Raw genomic sequence first — 23,060 nt, forward strand, 5'->3', positions numbered from 1 at the left:
CCGCAGGAACGACGCCCGGCCCTACGGGCCGGAACCGAATTCCTCCGGAATTCGGTCCTGAATTCCTCCGGAATTCAGGAGCAATTCCTCCGGAATTGCTGAATGTAATTGCTCCGCAATTACATTTCTCATCTGCGGGTTGATTTCGTGTTGTTCGGGTGTGTGACTGTATCGCCTGGGTTGGCACCTCGTCAGGGGCTGGCGGTCGGGCACCTGACGGGGTGCCGATCGGAATTCTTAATGCGTCTTTGTGTGTTTCTTCCGAGTTTTCACGGCTTATTGTCTTTTGCTGTTTGTGTCTACGGGGGTTTCCGGTTGAGTGGAGGTTTCGTGGCGCGGGGTCACGCGTAGGCGCATGCGCCGGGGCAGCAGGGTTGTTGCCAGCGTCTTGGGGCGGGGGTCGGTTTGCGGCTCGGGGGTGAGTCGCCAGCGGCTGGCGACGGTGGCGAGTGTGAGGGTGGCTTCGGTCATGGCGAATTCGTCGCCGATGCATTTGCGGCCGCCGTTGCTGAAGGCGGCGAAGGAGCCGCGCGGCAGGGCTGAGGCGTGTTCGGGTAGCCACCGGTCGGGGCTGAACTCGTCGGGTTGGGCGTAGACATCCGGCCGGTGCTGGACGGTGCAGGGGCTGATGAGGATGAGGGAGCCGGGCTCCAGCACTTGGCCCGCGATGGTGGTGCGTGTGGTGGTGGCCCGGGTGAACACCCAGCCTGGCGGGCGCATCCGTAGGGCCTCGGTCACTACACGTCGGGTGTAGGGCAGTTGGGGAAGGTCGGCGAAGTCTGCGGGGCGGCCGTGGAGGACTTGGTCGACTTCGTCTTCCAGTTGTCGCTGGGCCGTGGTGTTTCCGGCAAGTAGCAGGAACATCCAGGTTAGGGCGGCTGCGGTGGTGTCCGTGCCGGCGCTTAGGAAGGCGATCGCTTGTTCGCGCAGCTGGTCGTTGGTCAGGGGGCGGCCGTCCTCGCCGTGGGCGTCGAGCAGCAGCGCTAGCAGGGAGGCGGGGTGGGGGCGGACGCGGTGTTCTGCCACGAGGCGGTCCATGGCGGTCAGGAAGGTTTCGCGGGCCTTGGTTTGCCGGCGTATGACGGGCAGGGGGAGGGTTTGGATGACTTTGGGAAGCAGGAGGTCTACGGCCAGGCCGCGGGTGAGGGTGGCGATCGACTGTTGCACGGTGGTGGCTGCCTCGTTTGTGCAGCCGGCGCCGAAGATCATGCGCATTGCTGTGTTCGCGCTCAGGCGGAAGAAGGTCGGGAATGCTTCGAAGGTGTGTCCGCTGTGCCAGGAGGCGGTGAGTGCGGTGATCTGCTGTTCCATGATGGCGCCGTAGGCTGCGATGTTGTCTGCGCCGAAGGCGGGTTGCAGCATGCGGCGTTGGTGGCGGTGTCGGGCGTGCGGGCAGAGACCTAGGCTTTCTCCGAAAACTTCTCGGGCTCGATCGTAGAGTGGGCCGCCCTTGTCGAAGGTGCGGTAATCGACAAGCATGTGGCGCAGGATCTCGGGGTGGCAGGGTACGTGGGCCTGTCGGGGGCCGAGGCGGATGGTGACCAGGTCGCCATGCCTGGACAAGGAGCCGAGGAACTTCAGGGGGTTGCGCATCAGGTGGGGGGCGTGTCCTAGCATGGGCAGGGCGCCGGGGGCTGTGGCATGGGTGAATTCGGTGCTGGTGTTCATTGTGTGACCTGTCTTTCACGGGCGCTGGCGGCGGATGGAGCGCGGGTCTTTCCTGTTTCCCGGCCGATCGAGTGAGCGGGCTGGGGCACCAGTGTTTGGAGGTCATCTCCGCGGCCGGTGGATGTGGATGCTCATTTCGTGGGCGGTGGGGGTGGCCGGGGGCGCCACGAGTGGTGTATTTCTCAGGAGTTGTTGGCTCGCAAGAAGATGGCAGGGAGCTGTGGCGGGGTTTTTGTGGGGAGAGGCTCGGTGAGGATGGCAACGGGCTGTTGTGGTTTCGTGCCGCCGCGGATTCTGGGTACCGGCATCAGGTTGGGCCGGCTCGGGGGTTGAGGCCGTAGGTGGGGTTTGCTGCGCGCATGTCACACTGCTTCGCCTTGTCCGCTGCTCTGGCCCGGTCGGAACCGGGCGGCCGCGCGTTTGTAGTGCTGTACGAACAGTGGATCGGCGACGCCGCCTTTGGTGAAGCGGTCACCGAATCGTTCGGCGTATGCGTGGAAGCATCTGGCATCGTGGTGCAGGAATAGGATGTCGTGGAGTGCCATGTTTCTGATCGCGATGAGTGGTACCGGCGACTGGGACACGGGGAAGGTGTGGTTTCGCGCTGCGGATTCCGCGCAGTGTTCGTGGAATTGGCCCATCATCACGCCGCGGGTGGCGAGTTCGGGTTTCAGGTCCGCCTGTGTCTGGTCGAGCTGTTGGCAGCCAGCGCGGCTCAGCTGCGGGAGCACGAGGACGAGGGAGTGCAGCGATTTGTTCCCGTGGTCCCATGTTCTGTTGCGGAACTTCGCGACTGCGCCGAGGATCAGGCGGCGTAGTTCGGCGGGGTTTTCGCCGTCGATGTCTTCTGCGTGTTCGAAGGCGATCGTGCCGGCCCGGTGCGCTGGTTCGACGAATGGGCAGACGGGTCCGGTGCGGCCGAGTTCGGGGTGGTCGCGCATCAGGTAGGTGCGGAACCATTCTGCGACGAGTTCCTCGGCTTTGTGTGGTCGGCCGAGGGTCAGTACGGCGCCGCCGGGCAGGGGGGTGTGGTTCGCCACGTCGAGGCCGCTGGAGTGGAGCAGCTCGGTCATTTCCTGTGTGTTGCGCTCGCGTCCCCCGGCGAACAGGCACATCATGTAGAGGTCCATCACGGCCGCGTCCCAGGCCCGTTCGTCCTGGTGTGCGCCCGTTTCCGGTGCGGCCATTTCGATGAGGGCGAGTCTGCCGTCGGCTCGCAGGGCGCGCCGGCATGCACGGAGGACGGTGGCCGCGTCGTCGTCTCCGAGGTCGTGCACGATGTGGCGGAGCAGTACCAGGTCCCCGGTGGGCACGTCGTCGGTGAGGAAGTCCCCCGCGTGGAAGGTGAATCGGTCGGCGAGCCCGGCGCGTTTCATTCGTGCGGTGGCGGGTTCGCGGGATTCCGGGCGGTCCACGAGGACTCCGCGGGTGCCGGGGTGGTGGGTGAGTATGTGTTCGAGCAGTGCGCCGTCGCCGCCGCCGACGTCCACGGCGACTCCGGGCGGGGTGGGGCCGAGGGCGGTGAGGATTCCGGGTAGTTCGGCGTGGAGTCCGGCGGCTTGGGAGGCGTCGAATACCGATCTGAGGGGCTGGTTGTCGCTGAGGTAGGGGAAGAACGGGGTGCCGGTGATCTCCTCGAACGCGGGCTTGCCGGTGCGGACGGCGTGGGTCATCCCGTCCCATGCCTGGCCTACGACGTTCGCGGCCAGCAGTGCGGTCGGGTGTGCTGTGCGGGGGGTGTCCGAGCGCAGTTGGTGGCCGAGTGGTTCGAGGGCGAAGGTGTCGTGGGCGGTTTCCTGGACGACTCGGAAGGCGGCCAGTGCTCGCAGCAGGCGGCGCAGTGAGGTGGGGTTGGCGCCGACGGACTGCGTCAACTGTTCGAGGGGGTGTTCCGCGTCCCGCATCAGGTTGGGCAGGTCGAGGAGGACGAATGTCTGCACGGCCTTGGACACGATTTGCCCGTAGATCAGGTGTCGGACGTCCTCAGCCGTCATCGGTCGCCCGCCTGGTCGGCGAGCAGGCGCTGGAGCTCCTCGATCCGCTCGGCGAGTTCGCGGTTGCGTCCGGTGACCATCATCCAGATCATGCGGAGGTCGCCGGAGAATGCGGCTTTGGAGTCGGTGAATCCGACCGGCATGTTGCGTTCGAAGATGAAGTGGCTGGGCCAGGCGATGGAGAAGAACACCGGCACGCCCAGCAGTGTCCGGCGCAGGCGCTTGCCTTTCGGGGCTGTCACCGGGGTTGCGAGGGCGGCGCCCATGGCGACGACGTGGCCCCACCGCGTGCTGGCCTTGGTGTGTGCCAGGAGGTAGCGGTCGAAGCTCGACAGTTCCAGCGGGGCGGTTGTGGGCGTGGTGGTGTTGTTGTTGTCCACGGCCGGCTTCGGCTGGTTGATCGTTGTCATCGTCGTGTCCTTCTGTTTCGTTGTTTGGTGTCGGTTCGCAGTCGGCGTTTCGTGTTCTGGTGCGGCTCAGTGGGGTTGGTGGACGCGGACGGGGAGTCCGGCTTTGGGCCGCAGTGCCGCGAATCCGTCGAGTCGGGGTGGGCGGTTGTCGGCCAGGGTGATGTCTCCTGCCTGTAGCACGGCCGCGAGTACTGCGGGCACGATGACTGCGGCCATGCCGCTGCCGGGGCACCTGCGGCGTGGGGAGCCGTAGGGGAAGTAGGCGGCGGGCGGGACGGCGGCGGTTGCGGTGCCGGTCCTGTCCCACCGGTCGGGGTCGAATCGTTCGGGGTCGGGCCAGGAGTCGGGCGAGCGGTGGGAGGTGAACTGGCTGAGCATGAGGCGGCTGCCGGCGGGGATGTGGTGGCCGTGGATTTCGAATCCTTTGACGCAGTGGCGGGCGCTTGCCACGACTGGTGGGTGGACGCGGATGGCTTCCGCGACTACGTGGCCGAGGTACTTGAGCCGGCGCGCGGTGGCGGCCCGTACTGGTTCGTCGCCGAGTTCGCGGGCGACTTCGCGCTTTGCCTCGGCCAGGACTTCCGGGTTGGCCAGCAGGCCGTACAGTGACCAGCCGAGCGCGGAGCTGGTTGGGTCGTAGCTGGCGATGAGGAGGCTGACGACCGTGTCGCGGACTGTGTGGTCTCCGGCCGGCAGCTCGGGGTAGATGCCGGGGCGCAGCAGGAAGCCGATGGGGTCGATCGGGTCCGGTGTGGGTGTGGCCCCGGCGCGCCTGCGGGTGATTTCGGCGTGCACGACCCGGTCGATGCGGCTTAGGGGCTTTCGTAGCCGCAGTCGGCCCAGGCGGGGGGCGTTCCACACCAGCAGGGTCAGGATGGAGGAGCGGTTCAGTACGGTGTGGAGTTGTTCGAGGGTGGTGTCGAGGGCGTTGCCTTCGCGGTTGAGGACGCCGGGGCCGATGAAGGAGTCGACGGATGCCAGCCGTACTGCGAGCCGTAGTTCGGCGTAGGCGTCCACTGTCGTGCGTTGGGGCCAGGCTGCGAGGCGGTCGCGTACTCGGTCGAGGACGCGGTCCGCGTAGGCGTCCACGTGTTCGCGGTCGAACAGTGGGCGCAGGAGTTGTCGCATGATGCGGTTTTCGGCGTTTGGCAGGGCCACCAGGGCGGTGTCGCCGGCGATGGCTTGGAGGCCGCCGTAGGAGAATTCGAAGTTTTCGGTGTTGCCCAGTACCAGGTCGTTGGCGTCGGTGCCGAACAGGAAGGTCCAGCGCAGTGGTCCGACGCCGAGGGCCGCGACGGGTCCGTAGGTGTGGTGCAGGTGGCTCATTCCGGCGGCCACGGAGTCCCGGAAGTTGTCGAGGGCCGCTGCGACTTCCCGCGGCGTCCGTGGGCCCGGTAGGCGCGGGCGTCGGCCGCCGGGCGCGGTCACCGGACCTGACAGGTGTGAAGTCACGGCATTCTCCCATCGGTTGGGGTGGGGCGGGGGGGCGGCCGCCCGGGGTTCAGCCCGCGGTTGTGCGGGTGAGGTTGTTTTCGCGGGAGTCGACTCGGAGGGCGTCGACGGCGACCATGAGCAGTGCCGTGGCGGCGAGCGCCGGTGCGGTGACCGCGGCGGGTGCGGAGAGCGCGAGGACCAGGGCGATGAACAGGAAGGTGAACCACATGTCCTGTTTCAGGACGCTGTTGGCGTGTGTGCCGACGGCTCGGGCCATTCGGATGGCCTGGAGTAGGGCGAACGGCACGGCCGGTACCAGCAGCAGCCATCTGAGGCTGCCCGTGCCTTCGTTTCCGTGGGCGAGGAAGGTGAACAGCGGGGCGACCAGGTGCACGCCGACTGTTGCGGTGCCGGCTGCGATCGCGGCGGCCCGTCGGGTGGGGAACACGGTGGCCGAGGTGCGCAGTCCGGTGCGCTTGTCACCGTCGTAGTCGGGCACGTTTTTCACCAGGCCTTTTGCCACGAACCACAGTGTGATGAGGGCGAGCAGCCATAGGAGCGCGGCGGGGTTGGGTGGCGGGTCGACCTGGCCGGTGGCGGTGCAGGCCACGGCGTATCCGAATATGAGAGGGCCGTAGCCGGCGAGGGCGAAGCCGAGCAGGCCGGCGACGGGCTTGGCTTTGAGTCGCAGCGGCCGGTAGGAGTACTGGTGGGAGCCTGCCAGTACGAGCAGGAAGATGCCGAGGGGGCCGGGTCCGAGCGGTATCGACGACAGCACCACTGCCGCGCTCCAGATGGCCAGGGTGGTGCGGTAGCGGCGCCAGCCGATCTCGCCGACCAGGCCGAGCCGGCCGGGCATGTTGACGCTGTCCTCGTCGAGGTCGGTGTGGACGTTGTAGAGGTTGGCCAGCATTCCGGTTGTCAGCATCAGGAAGGCGCCGAGCCAGAACTGCCAGCGGACTTCGCTGGCGACGATGCCGTAGCCGAGCGCGAAGATGGTCAGGCTGGGCGTGCATGTCCGCGGTCTGCTCAGGGCGATCAGCAGGCGTGCTGTCCGCGCGGGGCCCACGGTTCCTGGGCTGCTGCGGACGAGGATCACCAGTTCGTGTGGCGGCAGCGTTGTCCAGTTCTGGGGGGGCTGCCGGTGCGTCGGCTCGGCCTCGGACAGGGTTTCGCCGTCACGCGGCGCCATGGCCGCTCTCCTGCTCCGCGGCGAGCCGGGTGTGCGGTGGGTCGAGTTGGCCGGGGGGCCGTGCGGGTGCGAGGTATCGGCCGAGGGCGATGACGGGCATTGCCTGGACGATCGCCGGATAGCCGAAGTAGATTTCGCCCGGCTGGCCGGTTGCGGTGAAGACTTCTTCGTCCCATGAGCCGTCGGGGCGCTGGTGGTCGGCCAGCCAGGTGAACGCCGCTCGCACCTGCTTGTCGTCGGCGCCGACGCCGGCGGCGTGCAGGGCGAGCAGGGCCCAGGCGGTCTGCGAGGGGGTGCTTCGGCCGCGGCCGCGGTGGGCTGGGTCGTCGTAGGACCGGCAGTCCTCGCCCCAGCCGCCGTCCGCGTTCTGGTGTTGGCGCAGCCAGTCCACTGCCCGTCGGATGTGCGGGTCGCCTGGGCCGATTCCGGCGGCCGCGAGGCCGGGGACGGCGCTTCCGGTTCCGTAGATGTGGTTGACGCCCCAGCGGCCGAACCAGGAGCCGTCCGGTTCTTGCTGGGCGAGGAGCCATTCGGCCGCGGCCGACGGCCTTCGCGCTCCGCCTTCTGGTGCGGCGGCGGTGAGGGCTTCGAGGACGTGGCCGGTGACGTCGGCGGTGGGTACGTCGAGCATCGGGCCGTGGTCGTTGTAGGGGAGGCGTTGCGAGAGTTCGGTGAGCGGCGACAGGTCGCCGGATTCGTAGGCGGCCCATCCTCCCTTGCGGGACTGGAGGCCGGCGAGCCAGCCGCGGCCGCGTTCGACCGCTGGTGCCACGGCGGGCGGGAGTTGTCCGTTGCTGTCGCGGAGCCGGGTGAGCGCGGTGATGGCGATGGCGGTGTCGTCCAGGTCCGGGTAGTTGTTCAGGCCCGGGGAGAACGGCCAGCCGCCGGGAGGTACCCGGGGCCGGTCGCGTTGCCAGTCGCCGCCGCTGGTGGACTGCTGGGCGATGAGCCAGGTGCAGGCGCGTTCGATCGCCGGGTGGGTGGGCTCCACCCCGGCGTCCAGCAGGGCGAGCAGTGAGTAGGCCGTGTCCCATACGGGTCCGGGGCAGGGGACGATCCGGCGCGCGGCCCCGTCCGGGGTTTCGACGGGTGCGCCGAAGCCGTCCAGCGCGGCGAGTGCGGAGCGGTAGGCGTTGTTGTCGGTGGTGTAGCCGAGGGCTTTGAGGGCCAGTGTTCCCAGCGCGGTGAAGAGGAAGACGTGGAACCAGGAGCCGTTCGCCTGCTGGTTGCGCAGCAGCCATAGTTCCGCCCGTGCCAGTGCCCGGCCTCGCAGTGGGCGCAGCGGGTGTTTGTGGTAGGCGCGCATGACCCGTTCGGCTTTGCCGGGTGGTGTGGTCTCGGCGGGGGATGCGGGGTCGTACAGTTCTGGCAGGTCGAATCCGGCGGGCCAGGTGGGTCGCTGGGCTGCGATGACCGATAGTGGTGTGAGCAGGTGCCGTGACCATACGCCCAGCGAGCGCACTGCGACCGGGGTGCCGGCCGGGAACAGGATCTGTTCGGGCAGGATGGGCGGAACGCGGTCCCACGCGTGGATGCCGAGCACCGCGAGCCAGAAGTGGGTTTCGGTGCGTGCTGCGCCGAGCCCGCCGTGGCGGCGGCAGTATTGCGCGGCGGACTGCATGTGCGGCTTGTCGGGCGGGTCGCCGGCCAGCCGTAGCGCGAGGTATGCCTCGGCGGTGACGGACAGGTGCCCCGGCCCGCCGGGGAACATGGGCCAGGATCCGTCGTCGTGCTGTCCTCGGCGTACTCGCAGGGCGGTGCGTTCGAGGGCGGCCGTGTCGGTGATGCCCAGGCAGTGCCGGGCGATGATGTCGGCCGATTCGGCGCTGACGTTGGTGTGCGGTCCTTCGTACCAGTGTCCGTCGTCGAGTTGGCGCGCCAGGAGGTTGTCGATTCCGCGGGCGAGGGTGTCGTCGGCGTGGATGTCGTTCATGGGGCGACCGGGCCCCCTTTCCGGTGGGCCGGTCGGTGCACGCACCGTTGTGGTGCTCGTTGCGGTACCAAGAGCCTTTGCGGAATGAGCGCCAAGATCGCTTCCTTCTGCTGGGGCAGACTTGTGCACCGGGGTAACGCGCCACGGGCGGCTTTCCGCCACGTGCGCGGCCAGGTACCCCTTGCTTGTCTGCCGTCTCGGGCAACGGCTCTCAGGTGTAGCGCAGGCCGGTCGGGACCGGTCGCGCCTGCGGAGTGGTAGCCGCGTCCGGCGGGCGGGAGCGCGGAGACTGCCGGACTTGGCCGAACTGCCTTGCTTGTCAGGGTCGTTCGGGGTGGGGGCGGGAGGGCTGGAGGGGCGTCCGCATGGTGGGATGGGGCCGAATCCGCTGATGTAGAGGAGCGTGAGCATGAGCGAGAGCGCGTCGCGGCCCATCGACACGTCGGTACCGCACTCGGCCCGCATCTGGAACTACTTACTGGGAGGCAAGGACTACTACGAGGTCGACCGGGTGGCCGGCGAGGCCTATCGGGAGGCGTTCCCGGGCATTGTGGACATCGCCCGTGGGCAGCGGTATTTCCTGGATCGGGCGGTGCAGTTCCTGGCCGGTGAGGCGGGGATACGGCAGTTCCTCGACATCGGGACGGGCCTGCCCACCCAGGACAACACTCATGAGCTCGCGCAGCGCGTCGCGCCAGAGGCGCACATCGTGTACGTGGACAACGATCCGCTGGTGCTCGCCCACGCGGGGGCGCTGCTGACGAGCTCGCCGGAGGGCCGCACGTATTACGTGGAGGCCGATGTGCGTGATCCCGACGTGATCCTGGCCGCCGCGGCCGAGCGGCTGGACTTCTCGCGCCCGGTCGCGTTGACCATGCTCGGCGTGCTGGGGCACATCGGTGATGAGGAGCAGCCGCACGCCATCGTTCGTCGCCTGGTCGAGGGGCTGCCCGTGGGCAGTTATGTGGCGCTGGCCGACGGGACGGACACGAACCGGGAGTTCGCCGAGGCGCAGCGCCGGTACAACGAGGGTGGTTCGGTGCCGTACACGCTGCGCAGCCCGGACCGGATGGTGGCGTTCTTCGACGGTCTGGAACTCGTCGAGCCGGGGGTGGTTCCGCTGCCGCAGTGGCGTCCCCAGTTCGCCGAGGTGGGGGCGGCGACGGACATCACCCATGAGTTGTGCGGGGTGGGCCGGAAGCTCGCGTAGGCGCGGGTGGTGTCCGGGGGCGTTCGGTAACGGCCGTGCGCCCCCGGGGGCCGCTGTCCGGCGGCGATCCTTCGGCGTCAAGGGCGGGGAGGGGCGGGGTCGTTGGCGCGGGGGGAGCCGGTGGGCGGGGCCGTCGCCGGTCTCGGTGGCGGCGGGCCGCCTGGGGGTGCAGCACGGTGTTCCGCACCGCTGTACGATGGGGCGCCCGTCTCGGGCCGGATTCCGGACGGGCGTTCGGGGGCGGGGGCGTCTTGTGAAACGTGCGCGTCGTCGGAGGGCCGGGATCGTTCCCGGGGCGGTCGCCGTGGCCGTGGCCGTGCTGGGCGGGTGTGGCGGCGAGGGGGAGCCGCCGGCCGACGGGGTGCCCGCGGTGCCGACCAGCCCGAAGCCCCGCGAGATCCCGACGCCGCCCAGGCCGCCGGAGACCAGGGACGGCTACGACGCCTGTGGCGGTGACCCGTTCGACGCCGGGGCGGTGGTGGCCTACTCTCCGGACGGCCCGGCCTGGAGCGGGCCCGGGCCGCATCCGGCCGTGCTGTTCCGGCCGGGTTCTATTCCCGAGGTGGAGGTGCCGCAGCTTCCGCAGGAGTGGTCGCCGTCGGCGCCCTACGACTTCACCCAGCTGGTGGTGTGCGAGTACGCGGACGACGAGTTCGAGGGCGAGAAGGTCGGCGACTGCAGTTACCTGGGGGGCGCCCCGTACGGGGATCGCAATCCGGAGGTGTTTTCCGAGCGGTACGTCTACCGGGTGTTCGAGGCGAAGACGGGCGAGCTGGTCGCCGAGTTCAGCCTGGACGGTACGACCAGCCCGGACGAGAGCTGCCCGGAGACGTCGTACGCTCCCCCGTCGACGTATTGGCAGCGCGTCGAGAGTGACGCGCTGGAGGAGGAGCTGCGGCCGCTGGTCGAGGGGAACGCGCCCTGAGCGGTCGGCTCGGGTGCGCGATGCGGTGCCGGGCCCGCGTCAATCCGGTGGCGCTGTTCCGCCCGTCCGCGTCATGATCCGGTGATGGTCGAGAGCCTGAACGACGACGGCCGCGCGGGGATCGACGCGGCGCTGGTGAAGCGGCTGATCGCCGTGCAGTTCCCGCAGTGGAGCGGTCTGCCGGTCGAGCCCGTGCCGGTCGACGGCTGGGACAACCGGACCTACCGTCTCGGCTCCGGGATGACGGTGCGGCTGCCCACCGCGGCGGGGTATGCCCCGGCCGTGGAAAAGGAACACCGGTGGCTGCCCGTTCTGGCGCCGGCGCTGCCCGTGCCGATCCCGCCGGTGCTGGCGTTGGGCGAGCCGGGAGAGGGGTATCCGTTCCGCTGGTCGGTCCGCGGGTGGCTGGCGGGCGACACGGCGCGGCCGGACCGTATCGGCGATATGGCGGGCTTCGCGACGTCGGTCGCCGAGTTCGTGCTGGCGCTCCAGCGCATCGACGCGACGGGCGGCCCTGCGGCCGGTGCGCACAGCTTCTACCGCGGCACGCCGCCCGGCCACTACGACGGGGAGACCCGCCGGGCGCTGGCGGCGCTTGCGGGCCGCATCGACACCCGGCGGGCGGCGGCCGTGTGGGAGGCGGCCCTCGCGGCGGGCTGGCGGGGCGCGCCGCTGTGGTTCCACGGGGATATCGCGGGCGGCAATCTGCTGGTCAGGGAGGGGCGGCTGGCTGCGGTCATCGACTTCGGCACGTCGGGGGTGGGCGACCCGGCCTGCGATCTGGTGATCGCGTGGACGATGTTCCGTGGGGAGAGCCGGGAGGCGTTCCGCGCGGCCGTCGGGCAGGGCCGGGGGATGTGGGCGCGGGCCCGGGGGTGGGCGCTGTGGAAGGCGTTGATCTGCCTGGCGGCCGACATCGATGCCCGTCCGGCTCCGGCGGCGGAGCACCGCCGTGTCATCGGTGAAGTCCTCGACGACCACGACGAGTTCGGCTGAGTGGGGCGTTCGACCGGCTGGGGCGGGCAATATCGCGTGCGGCCTGGCGTGGTGGTGGGGGAGCCGGTACGGTCCCGCCAGGCGCGTCAGATCATGGAACGTGACGGAATCCGGGCCGGAGCGCGGTGCCGCGGACGTGATGTCACGGGCCGGGCGCGCCCGTGCACTCCCAGGAACCACCCCTCGCCCCTGGAGCCGACATGTCGAAAAGACGCTGGGCAGGTCCTGCCCTGCTCGCTTTGTCGCTGACGCTGATCGCCCCCCTGACGGCGTCCGCCTCCCCACCCGTCGCCCCCTCCGCGGTCTCCCCGTCCGCCGCCGGTTCGGACGGCGCCGGGCCGGCGGCGGAGGCCGCCGCGGTGCCCCTGGAAGAGGTGACCGCAAGCGCCACCCAGGTGGCGTCCGGCCTGCGGCGCCCGACCGCGCTGGTCGGGCCCGACGACGGAACGGGCCGGCTCTTCATCGTGGAGAAGAGCGGAACGGTCCGCGTCTACCACCCGGACACCGGTCTTGAGCAGACGCCGCTTCTGGACATCACGTCCGCGGTGGACGAGTCGGGGAACGAGCGCGGGCTGCTCGGCATCGCGCTCGCGCCCGACTTCAACGAGAGCCAGGAACTGTACCTGGCGTACACGGCGTTGCCGGACGGTGCGGTGACGCTGGCGCGGTACGGGCTGGAGGACGCGAGCCTGGAGCCGCTGCTGTCGCAGGAACACGCGGAGTACAACAACCACAACGGCGGCCAGTTGGCGTTCGGCCCCGACGGGTACCTGTACTGGGCCATCGGGGACGGCGGCGGCTCCGGTGACCCGTTCGACACCGGGCAGCGGCTGGACACGCTGCTGGGCAAGATTCTGCGCATCGACGTCGGCGGGGACTGCGGCGGCCTCGGCTACTGCGTTCCCGAGGACAACCCGTTCGTGGGCGTGGCGGGCGCCCGGGAGGAGATCTGGATATGGGGGGTGCGCAACCCCTGGCGGTTCTCCTTCGACCCGGCGGACGGCTCGCTGTGGATCGGCGACGTGGGTCAGGGCCGCTGGGAGGAGATCGACCACCTCGGGCCCGCCGAGCAGGCGGGGGCGAACCTCGGCTGGTCCTGCTACGAGGGCTCGGAGGTATTCGACGAGGCGCAGTGCGACCCCGGCACCGAGTACACCGACCCGGTCTTCACCTACTCCCCGCAGACCGGCGGCTGCGCCGTCATCGGCGGACGCGTGTACCGCGGTGAGGAGTTCGCGGATCTGGTCGGCGGCACCTACATCGCCACCGACTACTGCTCGTCCACGGTGTGGGCGCTGCGCGAGGACGGCGCGGGCGGCTATCTCCAGGCGGAGATCGGGGAGATGCCCACGCAGGTGACGGCGTTCGGCACCACGGCGGAGGGCGAGTTCTACGTCGTGAACGACCTGCCGGGCGGCCTGCACCGGGTGTCGTTCGAGCGGACGGAGCCGACCTGCCGGGTCGAGGCCACGGCGAATGCCTGGGGCGGCGGCATGACGGTCGACCTGACCATCACCAACTCCGGTACCGAGCCGGTCGACGGGTGGTCGCTCACCTTCCCGTTGCCCGCGGGGCAGACGGTTCTGTCGGACTGGAACACCACGATCACCCAGAACGGCGACATCGTCACCGCGACGAACGCCTCGCACAACGGCGCGATCGCGCCGGGCGCGAGCGTGAGCATCGGCTACCTCGTCAGCCATTCTGGGGAGACGGCGGTGCCGGGCAGGTTTGCCCTCAACGGGGCGAACTGCGGCGTCGGCGGCTGACCCGGGGACAGGAGAGGAGGTGCCCTCACCTGCCGGTACGGCGGGTGAGGGCACCGGGCCGTTCGGCGGGCCCCGGGCGGGACCGGCGGTCGCGGCAGGCTTCGAGGAAGGCCAGGACGCGCAGGTGGTACTGGCGGGCGGCGTGCCCGAGGCTGATGTTGTGACCGGCACCGGCGAGGCGCCCGGTGTGGACGAAGGGGGCGGCCAGACGCGCGGCCATGGCGTGCACGGCATCGTGGTCGCAGGTCCAGAAGTGTTCGTGCTCGGCGAAGGTGAGGCTGACCGGTATCCGGATGCGGCGGGCCAGCCGGGGGTATTGCCGCGGCCAGCGGAGCATCTCGCCGGCTTCCCTGGGTGGGATGGGGCCGACGAGGTGCTGGGCCAGGCGGAAGGTGCCGGGCGGGTAGAGCGCGAGCGGACCCCAGTGGAGACGGTGGGTGTTCCGGGGGCGGGCGAGGCGGTCGGGGGGCAGCGCCCACCGTTCGCCGACGCCGGAGACGTCGACGCCGAGGAGGTCATCCTCGGCGGCGCCGGCCGCCGTGGTGAGGGCGAGTTTGCCGCCGAGCGAGTGGCCGACCAGCAGGAAACCGGCGCCGGTCGGGCGGGTCGCGGCGTAGCCGCGCAGGGCGGCCCGCAGGCAGGTCGCCTGTTCGGCGAGCGTCGCGCCGTCGGGGAAGGCCGCAGCGGAGGCGCCGTAGCCGGGGCGGTCGATGGCGAGGGCCGCGTATCCGGCGGCGGCGGCCAGGGTCAGCAGGGAGGTTGCGGGATCGGCCCGGCCGTGGAAGTAGCCGGCCCGCATGCCGCCGCCGTGGAGGGCGACGAGGACGGCACGCGGCTCGTGTGTGGCGGGCTCGGCGAGCAGGGCCGACAGGCGTGCCCTTCCGGCAGGTAACTCGACCTCGCGGGCCGTGGCCGGCTGCGGCATGGAGGACTCCGTCCTTCAAAGGCGTGGTCGCGTCGGGTGGCAGGACACGGGAGCCGCCCGGGGGGCCGGCCGCCCGCGGCGGCCCCCGGGCGGTGCGGTCAGGGCAGGTAGGGGCTGCTCGCGCGGGCCCGGCGCAGGGCCTCGGCCCACCAGGCCAGTTGGTCGAAGAACTTCTTTGCCGCGGCCTCGGCGTCCGGCAGCGCCTCGTCCCCGTCGAAGGCTCCCCAGGCGTTGTGGAAGGAGAGCATCTCCCTGATAGTCATGGCGTGCACCTCGGGAAAGACCTGCCGCAGGTGCTCGGCAGCCCGCAGGCCGCCGCCCATTCCGCCGTAGGAGACCAGGCCGACGGGCTTGGCCGACCACTCCGTGAGATGCCAGTCGATAGCGTTCTTCAGTGACGCGGGGAAGGAGTGGTTGTACTCGGGCGTGACGACGACGAATGCCTCCGCGGCGACGAGCCGCGGGGTGATGGCGTCTTTGACGCGCTGCACCTCCTCCGCCACCGGCTGGCCCATGCCCGCCACGGCGAGCGGCAGGGGGTGGTCGGCGAGGTCCACGACGTCCACGTCCCACTTCGCGTGCAGGGCGGCCTGAGCGGTGACCCAGCCGGCCACCTTCTCCCCCATGCGGCCCTCGCGCACGCTCCCGACCACCACCGCCAACTTCAACGGCTCGTTGCTCACGCCGGTTTCCTCTCTGAAGGGCTGCCCGGGGCAGCCGTCGGCCGATACCCGTACTGCGTCTCGTGCGGGAATTGTTGCAGTCGGCGGCGCTCGCGGATACCGAGCATGGCCGGGCCCGCGGCCCGCTGCCGACGTGAATCTCCCGGCCAAGATGCCTGTCAGCAAGGGCGGTTGAGGCACATGGTCAACCAAGGTGTCATCAACCCCTCGGCGCGCGCCGTTCCTGTGAAAGGGTCTCGGTGAACGGCAATGCGCCAGTGAATCCCCGTTCTTCTGACGGCAAAATTGCAGGAGGATTTCCGTGCGGCACCAGACGCAGCACGATTCCACGCAGTTCATGGTCGCGGGACCATTGCAGGATGCGCATTCGTGGCAGATCCTCGTGGTCGAATCCGACGAGCGCGCCGCGCGCAGTCTGTGCAGGCGCCTGGAGGAACACGGACACCGCGTGCGCTGCGTGCGGACGGGCATGGAGGCGCTGCGGGCCCGTCAGGGCGCGGACGTCATCCTGATGGACTTCGAACTTCCCGATGTGGACGGGCTGGACATGTGCCGGTCGCTCACGGCGACGTCCCAAGTGCCGCTGCTCGCCGTGACCGGGCGGTCCGACGAAGCGGACCGGGTGCTCGGTCTGCGGGCCGGCGCCGATGACTACCTGGTCAAGCCATACGGATTTCAGGAGCTGCTGGCCCGTATGGAGGCGGTGATGCGCCGTTCCTCCCCCACGCGCAGGGAGCAGCGAGTCGTGCGGATGGGGCCGTTGAGCGTGAATCCCGCCGTCAGGACCGCGGTGCTGTCCGGGCAGCCGCTGCGGCTCACCCGCAAGGAGTTCGACCTGCTGCACGTGCTGATGGCGCGGCCCGGTGCCGTGGTGAGCAGGGAACAGCTCATGCAATGCGTGTGGCAGGAATCCGACACCGTTCACAGCCGCACGCTCGACACGCATGTGTCCGGGCTGAGGAGAAAGCTCGGATCGACCGGCTGGATCGTGACCGTGCGCGGTGTGGGATTCCGGCTCGCGCAGCCATGACGGGGCCCGTCGTTCTCGGAAAGGACCGCTATGCCGGTACAGCACGCGGAATGGGAATGCGTGGGGTTTTCCTGTTCGAGCCGTAAGGCGGCCGGGCGGGCGCCGCGAAGGGCCGCGGCGGAACTCCGCCTGTGCCGCTCCTGCCGCGAGGGGCTGACGATGCACCTGTCGGAGGCGGCGCACCTGTATGCCGAGTGCGGTGAACTGCTGGCGCGTCAGGCCCCGCGGCAGCTGCGGGAGAGAACCAGCGGCGGTGGCGCGTCCACCGGTATCCGGCTCAACGAGGCCGCGGCGCGGGTGCGCGGTGAGCTGCTGGCGCTGGCCGGCTCCTGGAGCGCGCTGGTGGCGCAGGAGCGGTCCGTCGGGGCGCCGCCGCGCGACATGGCCGCTCGGGCCGCTTTCCTGCGGGCGCACGTGGGGTGGCTGGCCGGCCATGCGGCGGCGGCCGAGGTGTGCGGGGAGTTCGCCCTGGGCGTGCTGGCGGCGCGGCGCGTCGCCAGGCCGGGTGAGGGTCCCGGCCGGCTGCATCTGGGCGCGTGCCCGGAGGCGGGGTGCGGCGGGGAACTGGTCGCCACGGCGCACCCCGCGGCCGAGGCGGTGCCCGATCTGGTGACGTGTACGGCGGATGCGGGCCACCGGTGGCCGAGCGAGCAGTGGACGCGGCTCGCCCGGCGGCTGCCGGCCGCGGCCGGGGCGGGCGGTGCGCGCCGCGAAGGGCCCGAGCGCTGGCTGAGCGTGGAGCACGTCACCCGGCTCTTCCGCATTCCGTCGGGGTCGGTCTACCGGCTCGCTTCCGAGCACGGGTGGAGCAGGCGGCGCCGAGCGGGCCGGGTGTACTACCGGGAGGCCGAGGTGCACGACAGCTTCGCCCGGCGCGCCGGGGAGGCCGGCGGGGGCTTGCCGGCCCCCGGCGATGCGGCCGGACGGGGGCTCAGTTGATGCCGCGCACGATGTGCGACTCGGCCGCTTCGGAATCGTCCTCTCCGGCAAGGAGCGGCTGTGGCGGCCCGGGAACGGCCGCGGGCTGCGCGGTGCGGCCCGGCCGCGAGGCGGTCGCCCCGCGGCGGCGCGGCGTGCCTGCGACGGCGGCGAGCCAGCCGAGGGCCGCGACGGCCAGGACGGCGGTGAGGGCAGGGGCGCGGCCGGGCAGGGGGTGGGCGGGGGCGGTGGGCAGCAGTGCGGCCGTGCCGGCCACGGTCAGGGCGGCACCGATCTGGACCGCCGTCTGGTAGGCGGCGCCGGCCCTGCCCTTGTCGCGATCGGGGATGCCGGCGGTGGCCTGGGTGTTCAGGGCGGCGAACGCGAGGACGAAGCCGGCGCCGACGGCGAGCAGCGCGGGCAGCAGCCCTGTCGCGTAGGGGCCGTCGAGGCCCTGCTGCCACAGCAGCGCGAAGCCGGCGAGTGCCGAGGTGAGGCCGCAGGCGATGAGACGGCGCGGGCCGAAGCGTTCGACCATGCGGCCGGAGTGGAGGGCGCAGAGGGCGAGGGGCGCGGCGGCCGGCAGGAAGGCCAGGGCGGTCGGCAGCGGGCCGAGGTCCCGCTGGGTCTGGAGGTGCAGGGAGGCGGTGAGCAGGGCACCGAGATGGGCGCCGTTGAGCGCCGCGGCCACGAGGGCGGCGCGGACGAGACCCGGGCTGCGCAGGACGTGGGCGGGCCACAGCGGTCGGGCGGCGGTGCGTTCGCGCAGTACGAGAAGGCCGGATGATACGGCGCACAGCAGCAGGAGGGCGGTGCCGCGGCGGCCCGCCCAGCCTTCGGCGGGGACGTGGGAGAGCGCGCCGATCAGCGCGGCGATGGCGGCGGTGAGCAGGAGGGCACCGGGGATGTCGGGGCGGCCGGGGGCGCGGTGCCGCCGGGGGCCGTCGCGGGGGATCAGGCGGGTGCCGGCGGCGAACAGCGCGGCGACGACGGGGGCGGGGAAGGCGAGGGTCAGGCGCCAGTGGGCCTCGGTGAGCAGGCCGGACAGCAGCAGGCCCGTGGTGAAGCCGACGGCGCCGAAGAGGACGTACACGGAGACGGCCCGGCGGCGGGGCGCGCCGTCGCGGAAGGACGAGGTGATGATGGCCAGCCCCATGGGGGCGGTGAGCGCGGCGCAGCAGCCCTTGACGAAGCGGGTTGCGACCAGGAGGGCTGGGTCGCTCGTCGCGGCGGCGGCCAGCGAGGCCGCGGCGAAGACGGCCAGGGCCGCCAGGTATACGGGGCGGCGTCCGAAGCGGTCCGCGAGTTGAGGGCCGAGCAGGAGCAGGCCGGCGAAGCCGAGCGCGAACCCGCTGAGCATCCACTGGACGCCGGCGGGTGCCAGGTGGGACTCGGCGCCGATGGCCGGCGCGGCGATCAGGAGGGCGGAGACCTCCAGGGCGTCGATCAGCATGTTTCCCGCAAGGACGGCGAGCAGGGCCCACGGCCGCGGCGCGGCGGCGGGCCCTGGGGCCGCGGAAGTCGTCATGGTCCTTCTCTCCTCGGGTCGTGCGGCGGGCCCGGGCCGGCGGCGCGTCGCCGGCCCGGGCCCCGGGGTTCAGCCCAGCAGCGTGCCGCCGCTGGCGTCGACGAAGGAGCCGGTGATCCAGCGGGCGTCCTCGCCGGCGAGGAACGCGACGACGTCGGCGATGTCCTCGGGCTCGCCGACGCGGTTGAACGCCGAGAGTCCCGCCATCTGTTCGACGGCCGCCGGGATGTCGAACGCCGGGTTGCTGTTGCGGGTGATGCCGGGCGCCACGGTGTTGACGGTGATGCCGCGTGGTCCGAGGAGCTTGGCGAAGTGCAGGGCGAGCTGTTCGACCGCGCCCTTGGTCATGGCGTAGGCGATCTCGTCCGGGTTGGCGAAGTGGGTCAGCCCGGAGGAGATGTTGATGATGCGTCCGCCGTCGGGCATGTTGGCCAGGGCGCGCTGGATGAGGAAGAAGGGCGCTTTGGCGTTGACGGCCATGAGCGTGTCGAACGCTTCCGGCGTGGTGTCCTCGACGGAGAGGCCGCCCATGCGGCCCGCGTTGTTGATCAGGATGTGGAGGTCGGTGCTGCCGGTGCGCTCCTTGAGTCCTGCTTCGAGGCCGAGGAAGAGTTCGTGCACGTCGCCGGGCATGCCCAGCTCGGCTTGGATCGTGAACGCGCTGCCGCCCTCCCCCTCGATGGTCGTGACGGTCTCCTCGGCCGCGTCCCGGCCGGTGGCGTAGTGGACGGCGACGAGCGCGCCCTCGCGGGCCAGGCGGACGGCCGTGGCGCGTCCCATGCCGCGGCTTGATCCGGTGACAAGCGCGGTCTTTCCGGTGAGTTTGCCCATCGGGTTCCTCCCGTTCGTGCGGTCGGTGTGGCGGGTCGGGTTCGCGCTGTGCCTGCGGGGTGCGGTCCGCGGGGCGGCCGGGCCGAACCAGCGGTTCAGGGCCTCGGCCAGCCCGTGCGTCCCGTCGCCGGCCCATGCCACGTGCCCGTCGGGACGTACCAGGACGGCGGGGGCGGCGGGCGGCGGGCCGGTTGCCGGGCCGCGGGCGGGGGTGATCCGGTCGGTGCGGCCGGCGGCGGCCCGGTGCAGGGCCGCGGCCCGTTCCTCGTCGCCGTCGAGGCTGAGCAGCAGCCCGCGGCCGGTGCGGAGCAGTTCCGCGGACGTGGTCGGCCGGCCGTCCGCGGCGAGGAGCGGGGTGGGCGGCAGGCGGGCGCCGAGCAGGGGGTGGCCGGGGCCGAGGTCGTAGCGGACGCCGAGGCCGGAGATCATTCCGGCCAGGTGGGCCCGGGCGGCCTCGTGCGCGGTGAGCTCGGCCATGACGGCTCGTACGGGCGCAACCTGCGGCCCGTCGAGCAGCAGCGTCGCCTGGGCGCGGATGTTGGCCAGGACGTGGGCGCCGACGGGGTGCCGTTCGGCGTGGTAGGTGTCCAGGAGTCCGTCGGGGGCGTGGCCGCGCAGGTGCGCGGCGAGCTTCCAGCCGAGGTTGACGGCGTCCTGGAGGCCGAGGTTGAGGGCTTGTCCGCCGATCGGCATTTGCCGGTGTGCGGCGTCGCCCGCGAGGAAGATGCGGCCGCTGCGGTAGGCGGCGGCCTGGCGGGAGGCGTCCCCGAACGAGTTGACCCACAGCGGGGTGCCTTCGGAGATGTCCTCGCCGGTGACGCGCCGCCAGGCGTCGGCCAGTTCGGCGAACGCCGGTTGTGCGGTGCGGGTGCGGGCCGGGGCGCCGAACTCGTGGACCATGACGCGGGTGACGCCGTCGCCGCGGCGGGCAGCGATGGCCAGGCCCCGTGCGAGGCGCTGGAAGCGGCGGTCGGGCACGTCGATGCCGGTCACGTCGGCCCGCAGGAGTTCGCGGGCGGCGTCCCGGCCGGGGAAGGCGATGCCGGCCAGGCTCCGCACGGTGCTTCGTTCGCCGTCGCAGCCCACGACGTAGCGGGCGCGCAGGCGCACCGGGCCGCGGGCGGTTGCGATCTCGGCCTGGACGTGGTCGCGGTGCGGATGCAGGCTCCGCAGCCGGTGCCCGCGGTGCGGCCGGGCTCCGAGCCCGGCCGCCCAGGTGCCGAGCAGTTCCTCGGTGCGGGTCTGGGGCACCTTCCACTGCCCGGGGTGGGAGCCGGGCAGGGTCAGGTCGAGGGGAATTCCGCCGAAGTGGCCGCGTGGCTCGGCCGGGACGGGGCCGAGCGGCGCGAGCAGGCCGCGGGCGTCCAGGATCTCCATGGTGCGCGCGTGGAGGGTGGAGGCCCGGGATTCGGTGGTGGGCCGCTCGCGCCGCTCGACGACGACGATGTCGGCGCCGCCCAGCCGGAGTTCGCCTGCGAGCATGAGGCCGACCGGGCCCGCGCCGACGACGAGGACGTCGGTATCGGGTGCGGCGCCCATCTCAGCGCTTGGCCTCGGCGTATTCCTTGGCGTGTCGGAGGGTGGCGCGGCTGTTGGTGCCGAGCGCGCCGCGCACGTACTCCTTCGCACGGGCGGCGTCCGCGTCCGGGCCGAGGACTGTGACGATGGCGTCGGTGTTGATGACGACGGTGTGCCGGGAGGTGGCGGCCACGCCCCGCGCGGTGTCCTCGAACGTCCACAGGCCGGTGTGCAGGGCCATCAGCGCGGGGAGCGTGACCTGCTTGTAGGCGATTTTGCGGTGGGGGAAGCACACGCGGTGGGATTCGGTGGTGTGCGTGGAGCCGTCCTTGGCTCGGGTCTCCATCCGCAGGGTCTGCAGGCCGGGGGACGGCTCCGCCAGGTGGACCTGTGCGACGTGCGGCAGCCGCTCGGACCAGCGGTCGGCCTCGTTGACGAAGTCGTAGACGTCCTTGGCCGCTCCGTCGATGTGCACGGTGTCCTCGAAGGAGAAGGTGAGGTCCCGGGCCGCGTGGGCGAATTCGATGGTCTTCTTCAGCGCCGCCAGCTCGGAGCGCGAGTTGCGGTCGACGGCCCGGTCGATCCACTCGAGCGAGGCCGGGTCGTCGTCGATGGCCCGGTAGTCGTGCAGGAGGCGGATGCGGCTGGTGCCGGCGGGCAGTTCCTCGATGATCCATGTGCCGCCCATCGCGGCGACGGGCGGGGCGGAGACCTCCTGGCGGAAGCCGATGCGGCGGGTTGACTCGTCCAGGGTGCGGTGGGAGGTCCAGTTCTTGGGTTCGCCGTTGGCCGTGGCCCAGATTCGGATTCGTTCGTTCCGTTCGCTGCGCTCCACGTGGTCGACGAAGATGGCGGGGGGAAAGATTGCCGGCCAGTTCGCCACGTCGGCGATCAGGCGGTAGACGGCGGCGGCCGGGGCAGAAACGGTGATCTCGTGCTCGACCTCGCGCAGTGCGGACAGCGGCATGCTCGGTGCTCCTCGGTCGGTGGGGCTCAGAAATTGCCCAGGCCGCCGCAGACGTTCAGCGCCTGGGAGGTGAGGGACGCGGCGGTGTCGGAGGCCAGGTAGCCGACGAGGCCGGCGACTTCCTCGGGTGTGGAGTAGCGGCCCAGCGGGATCTTGGCGCGGAACCTGGTGAGGACCGCCGCCTCGTCGGTGTCCCAGGCCGCGGCGTAGCCCGCGCGCACGCGCTGGGCCATGGGGGTTTCGACGTATCCCGGACAGACCGCGTTGACCGTGATGCCGGTGGGGGCCAGCTCGTTGCCGAGCGCTTTGGTGAAGCCGACGACTCCGTGCTTGGAGGCGGAGTAGGGGGCGCCGAGTACCACGCCCTGCTTGCCGGCGGTGGAGGCGATGTTGATGATGCGGCCGCGGCTCTTGAAGCGCATGCGGCCGGTGTTGAGGACTTCCCTGGTCATGCGGAAGACGCTGTTGAGGTTGGTGTCGATGACGTCGTGCCACAGGTCGTCGGCGAGGTCGGCCGTGACTCCCCCGCCGCTGCGGCCCGCGTTGTTGACGAGTACGTCGACGCTTCCGTGGCGGCCGACGGCCGCGCGGACGAACGCGTGGACGCTGTCGTCGTCGCGGACGTCGAGTTCCGAGCCGTCGGCGTCGATCCCCTCGGCGCGCAGCTGTTTGACGGTCGCGGTGACATTCTCGGCGGTGCGGGCGCCGAGGAAGACGGTGTGGGCCTGCCTGCCGAGGATGCGGGCGGTGGCCAGGCCGATGCCGCTGGTGGCACCGGTGACCAGGGCGAGGCGCGGGGCTTGGGGCATGGGAACTCCCAACGTCGGGGGCGGTGTTCTGCGTCCGGTCGCGGTCAGGCCGCGGCCGTGCCGATGTGCGTGTTGACGGCGTCGATGAGGCCGCGGGGGGTGGCGGCGTCGGCGAGGGCGGAGTCGTCCAGGGTGATGTCCCACTCCCGTTCGATGCGTCCCCCGGTCTCCAGGAGCGCCAGCGACTCGTAGCCGAGATCGGTGAACGGCGTGTCGAGGATGTCGGCGTCGAGGTCGACGCCCTCTTCGGTGCCGGCTCCTTCCAGGAGGATGCGTTTGAGGTCGTCCAGGGTGAATGCGGCAGGCACGTGTCTTCCTCC

At 71.2% G+C, this 23,060-nt stretch carries 19 protein-coding genes; 6 read left to right on the top strand and 13 right to left on the bottom strand.

Features of this window, described 5'->3' with window-relative positions; all coding sequences use genetic code 11:
- Positions 1 to 276: 276 nt before the first annotated feature.
- From STBA_RS00005 to shc, 6 genes are all read right to left on the bottom strand, one after another.
- Positions 277 to 1,668: a cytochrome P450 gene (locus STBA_RS00005; protein ID WP_077057254.1), complete on the bottom strand. Its 1,392-nt coding sequence runs from the start codon at positions 1,666 to 1,668 to the stop codon at positions 277 to 279.
- Between the two features lie 362 nt (positions 1,669 to 2,030).
- Positions 2,031 to 3,662 (bottom strand): DUF6875 domain-containing protein, encoded by a 1,632-nt coding sequence (locus STBA_RS00010; RefSeq protein WP_077057255.1) that lies wholly within the window; start codon positions 3,660 to 3,662, stop codon positions 2,031 to 2,033.
- Positions 3,659 to 4,072, bottom strand: a complete 414-nt coding sequence (locus STBA_RS00015) for an Mpo1-like protein (protein ID WP_077057256.1) — start codon at positions 4,070 to 4,072, stop codon at positions 3,659 to 3,661. Before STBA_RS00015 ends, STBA_RS00010 begins: the two co-directional genes overlap by 4 nt.
- A gap of 66 nt (positions 4,073 to 4,138) precedes the next feature.
- Positions 4,139 to 5,524, bottom strand: coding sequence for a cytochrome P450 (locus STBA_RS00020; RefSeq protein WP_143659375.1), 1,386 nt, complete (start codon positions 5,522 to 5,524; stop codon positions 4,139 to 4,141).
- Between the two features lie 49 nt (positions 5,525 to 5,573).
- The gene (locus tag STBA_RS00025; protein WP_077057258.1) at positions 5,574 to 6,698 is read right to left on the bottom strand and encodes a UbiA family prenyltransferase; all 1,125 of its coding nucleotides are present in this window, start codon (positions 6,696 to 6,698) and stop codon (positions 5,574 to 5,576) included.
- Complete coding sequence (gene shc / locus STBA_RS00030; protein WP_077057259.1) at positions 6,685 to 8,631, bottom strand: squalene--hopene cyclase; 1,947 nt, start codon at positions 8,629 to 8,631, stop codon at positions 6,685 to 6,687. The genes STBA_RS00025 and shc overlap by 14 nt, the downstream gene beginning before the upstream one ends.
- Before the next feature lie 409 nt (positions 8,632 to 9,040).
- Here shc and STBA_RS00035 point away from each other — a divergent pair, with 409 nt between their 5' ends.
- The 4 genes from STBA_RS00035 (at position 9,041) to STBA_RS00050 (ending at position 13,531) form a co-directional block, all read left to right on the top strand.
- Positions 9,041 to 9,841: an SAM-dependent methyltransferase gene (locus tag STBA_RS00035; protein WP_077057260.1), complete on the top strand. Its 801-nt coding sequence runs from the start codon at positions 9,041 to 9,043 to the stop codon at positions 9,839 to 9,841.
- 370 nt (positions 9,842 to 10,211) lie between these two features.
- A complete protein-coding gene (locus STBA_RS00040; protein WP_171987610.1) occupies positions 10,212 to 10,766 on the top strand; it encodes a hypothetical protein in 555 nt (184 codons plus the stop codon).
- Between the two features lie 84 nt (positions 10,767 to 10,850).
- Positions 10,851 to 11,762 (top strand): aminoglycoside phosphotransferase family protein, encoded by a 912-nt coding sequence (locus STBA_RS00045; protein WP_077057262.1) that lies wholly within the window; start codon positions 10,851 to 10,853, stop codon positions 11,760 to 11,762.
- Between the two features lie 200 nt (positions 11,763 to 11,962).
- The gene (locus STBA_RS00050; RefSeq protein WP_077057263.1) at positions 11,963 to 13,531 is read left to right on the top strand and encodes a PQQ-dependent sugar dehydrogenase; all 1,569 of its coding nucleotides are present in this window, start codon (positions 11,963 to 11,965) and stop codon (positions 13,529 to 13,531) included.
- Between the two features lie 25 nt (positions 13,532 to 13,556).
- Here STBA_RS00050 and STBA_RS00055 read toward each other — a convergent pair whose 3' ends face one another.
- Both STBA_RS00055 and STBA_RS38490 read right to left on the bottom strand, forming a co-directional pair.
- Positions 13,557 to 14,456, bottom strand: coding sequence for an alpha/beta fold hydrolase (locus STBA_RS00055; RefSeq protein WP_077057264.1), 900 nt, complete (start codon positions 14,454 to 14,456; stop codon positions 13,557 to 13,559).
- A 98-nt stretch (positions 14,457 to 14,554) separates the two neighbouring features.
- Entirely contained in the window at positions 14,555 to 15,139 is a 585-nt protein-coding gene (locus STBA_RS38490) for an NAD(P)H-dependent oxidoreductase (protein WP_077057265.1), read from the bottom strand.
- Between the two features lie 301 nt (positions 15,140 to 15,440).
- Here STBA_RS38490 and STBA_RS00065 point away from each other — a divergent pair, with 301 nt between their 5' ends.
- Positions 15,441 to 16,169, top strand: a complete 729-nt coding sequence (locus tag STBA_RS00065) for a response regulator transcription factor (RefSeq protein ID WP_253194467.1) — start codon at positions 15,441 to 15,443, stop codon at positions 16,167 to 16,169.
- A 159-nt stretch (positions 16,170 to 16,328) separates the two neighbouring features.
- On the top strand, positions 16,329 to 17,108 hold the full coding sequence (locus tag STBA_RS00070) for a hypothetical protein (protein ID WP_077057266.1): 780 nt from the start codon (positions 16,329 to 16,331) through the stop codon (positions 17,106 to 17,108).
- On the opposite strand, the gene STBA_RS00075 is transcribed toward STBA_RS00070, so the two are convergent.
- The 5 genes from STBA_RS00075 to STBA_RS00095 all read right to left on the bottom strand — a co-directional run bounded on the left by STBA_RS00075 (position 17,101) and on the right by STBA_RS00095 (position 23,048).
- Entirely contained in the window at positions 17,101 to 18,615 is a 1,515-nt protein-coding gene (locus STBA_RS00075; RefSeq protein WP_077057267.1) for an MFS transporter, read from the bottom strand. The genes STBA_RS00070 and STBA_RS00075 overlap by 8 nt on opposite strands.
- A gap of 69 nt (positions 18,616 to 18,684) precedes the next feature.
- Positions 18,685 to 20,985 (bottom strand): SDR family oxidoreductase, encoded by a 2,301-nt coding sequence (locus STBA_RS00080; RefSeq protein ID WP_077057268.1) that lies wholly within the window; start codon positions 20,983 to 20,985, stop codon positions 18,685 to 18,687.
- A 1-nt stretch (position 20,986) separates the two neighbouring features.
- Positions 20,987 to 21,931: an aromatase/cyclase gene (locus tag STBA_RS00085; RefSeq protein ID WP_077057269.1), complete on the bottom strand. Its 945-nt coding sequence runs from the start codon at positions 21,929 to 21,931 to the stop codon at positions 20,987 to 20,989.
- A gap of 26 nt (positions 21,932 to 21,957) precedes the next feature.
- Positions 21,958 to 22,740 carry an SDR family NAD(P)-dependent oxidoreductase gene (locus tag STBA_RS00090; protein ID WP_077057270.1) on the bottom strand — a complete coding sequence of 261 codons (783 nt, stop codon included), beginning with the start codon at positions 22,738 to 22,740 and terminating at the stop codon, positions 21,958 to 21,960.
- A 44-nt stretch (positions 22,741 to 22,784) separates the two neighbouring features.
- On the bottom strand, positions 22,785 to 23,048 hold the full coding sequence (locus STBA_RS00095; RefSeq protein WP_077057271.1) for an acyl carrier protein: 264 nt from the start codon (positions 23,046 to 23,048) through the stop codon (positions 22,785 to 22,787).
- Positions 23,049 to 23,060: the final 12 nt, after the last annotated feature.

The sequence above is a fragment of the Streptomyces sp. MP131-18 genome (assembly GCF_001984575.1).
In the GTDB taxonomy this organism is placed as follows: Bacteria; Actinomycetota; Actinomycetes; order Streptomycetales; family Streptomycetaceae; genus Streptomyces; species Streptomyces johnsoniae.

Excerpts from the sequence above, each read along its gene's own strand:
- STBA_RS00005 (WP_077057254.1), bottom strand. The coding sequence starts at position 1,668 with ATGAACACCAGCACCGAATTCACCCATGCCACAGCCCCCGGCGCCCTG.
- STBA_RS00010 (WP_077057255.1), bottom strand. The coding sequence starts at position 3,662 with ATGACGGCTGAGGACGTCCGACACCTGATCTACGGGCAAATCGTGTCC.
- STBA_RS00015 (WP_077057256.1), bottom strand. The coding sequence starts at position 4,072 with ATGACAACGATCAACCAGCCGAAGCCGGCCGTGGACAACAACAACACC.
- STBA_RS00025 (WP_077057258.1), bottom strand. The coding sequence starts at position 6,698 with ATGGCGCCGCGTGACGGCGAAACCCTGTCCGAGGCCGAGCCGACGCAC.
- shc (WP_077057259.1), bottom strand. The coding sequence starts at position 8,631 with ATGAACGACATCCACGCCGACGACACCCTCGCCCGCGGAATCGACAAC.
- STBA_RS00035 (WP_077057260.1), top strand. The coding sequence starts at position 9,041 with ATGAGCGAGAGCGCGTCGCGGCCCATCGACACGTCGGTACCGCACTCG.
- STBA_RS00045 (WP_077057262.1), top strand. The coding sequence starts at position 10,851 with ATGGTCGAGAGCCTGAACGACGACGGCCGCGCGGGGATCGACGCGGCG.
- STBA_RS00050 (WP_077057263.1), top strand. The coding sequence starts at position 11,963 with ATGTCGAAAAGACGCTGGGCAGGTCCTGCCCTGCTCGCTTTGTCGCTG.
- STBA_RS00055 (WP_077057264.1), bottom strand. The coding sequence starts at position 14,456 with ATGCCGCAGCCGGCCACGGCCCGCGAGGTCGAGTTACCTGCCGGAAGG.
- STBA_RS00070 (WP_077057266.1), top strand. The coding sequence starts at position 16,329 with ATGCACCTGTCGGAGGCGGCGCACCTGTATGCCGAGTGCGGTGAACTG.
- STBA_RS00075 (WP_077057267.1), bottom strand. The coding sequence starts at position 18,615 with ATGACGACTTCCGCGGCCCCAGGGCCCGCCGCCGCGCCGCGGCCGTGG.
- STBA_RS00080 (WP_077057268.1), bottom strand. The coding sequence starts at position 20,985 with ATGGGCGCCGCACCCGATACCGACGTCCTCGTCGTCGGCGCGGGCCCG.
- STBA_RS00085 (WP_077057269.1), bottom strand. The coding sequence starts at position 21,931 with ATGCCGCTGTCCGCACTGCGCGAGGTCGAGCACGAGATCACCGTTTCT.
- STBA_RS00090 (WP_077057270.1), bottom strand. The coding sequence starts at position 22,740 with ATGCCCCAAGCCCCGCGCCTCGCCCTGGTCACCGGTGCCACCAGCGGC.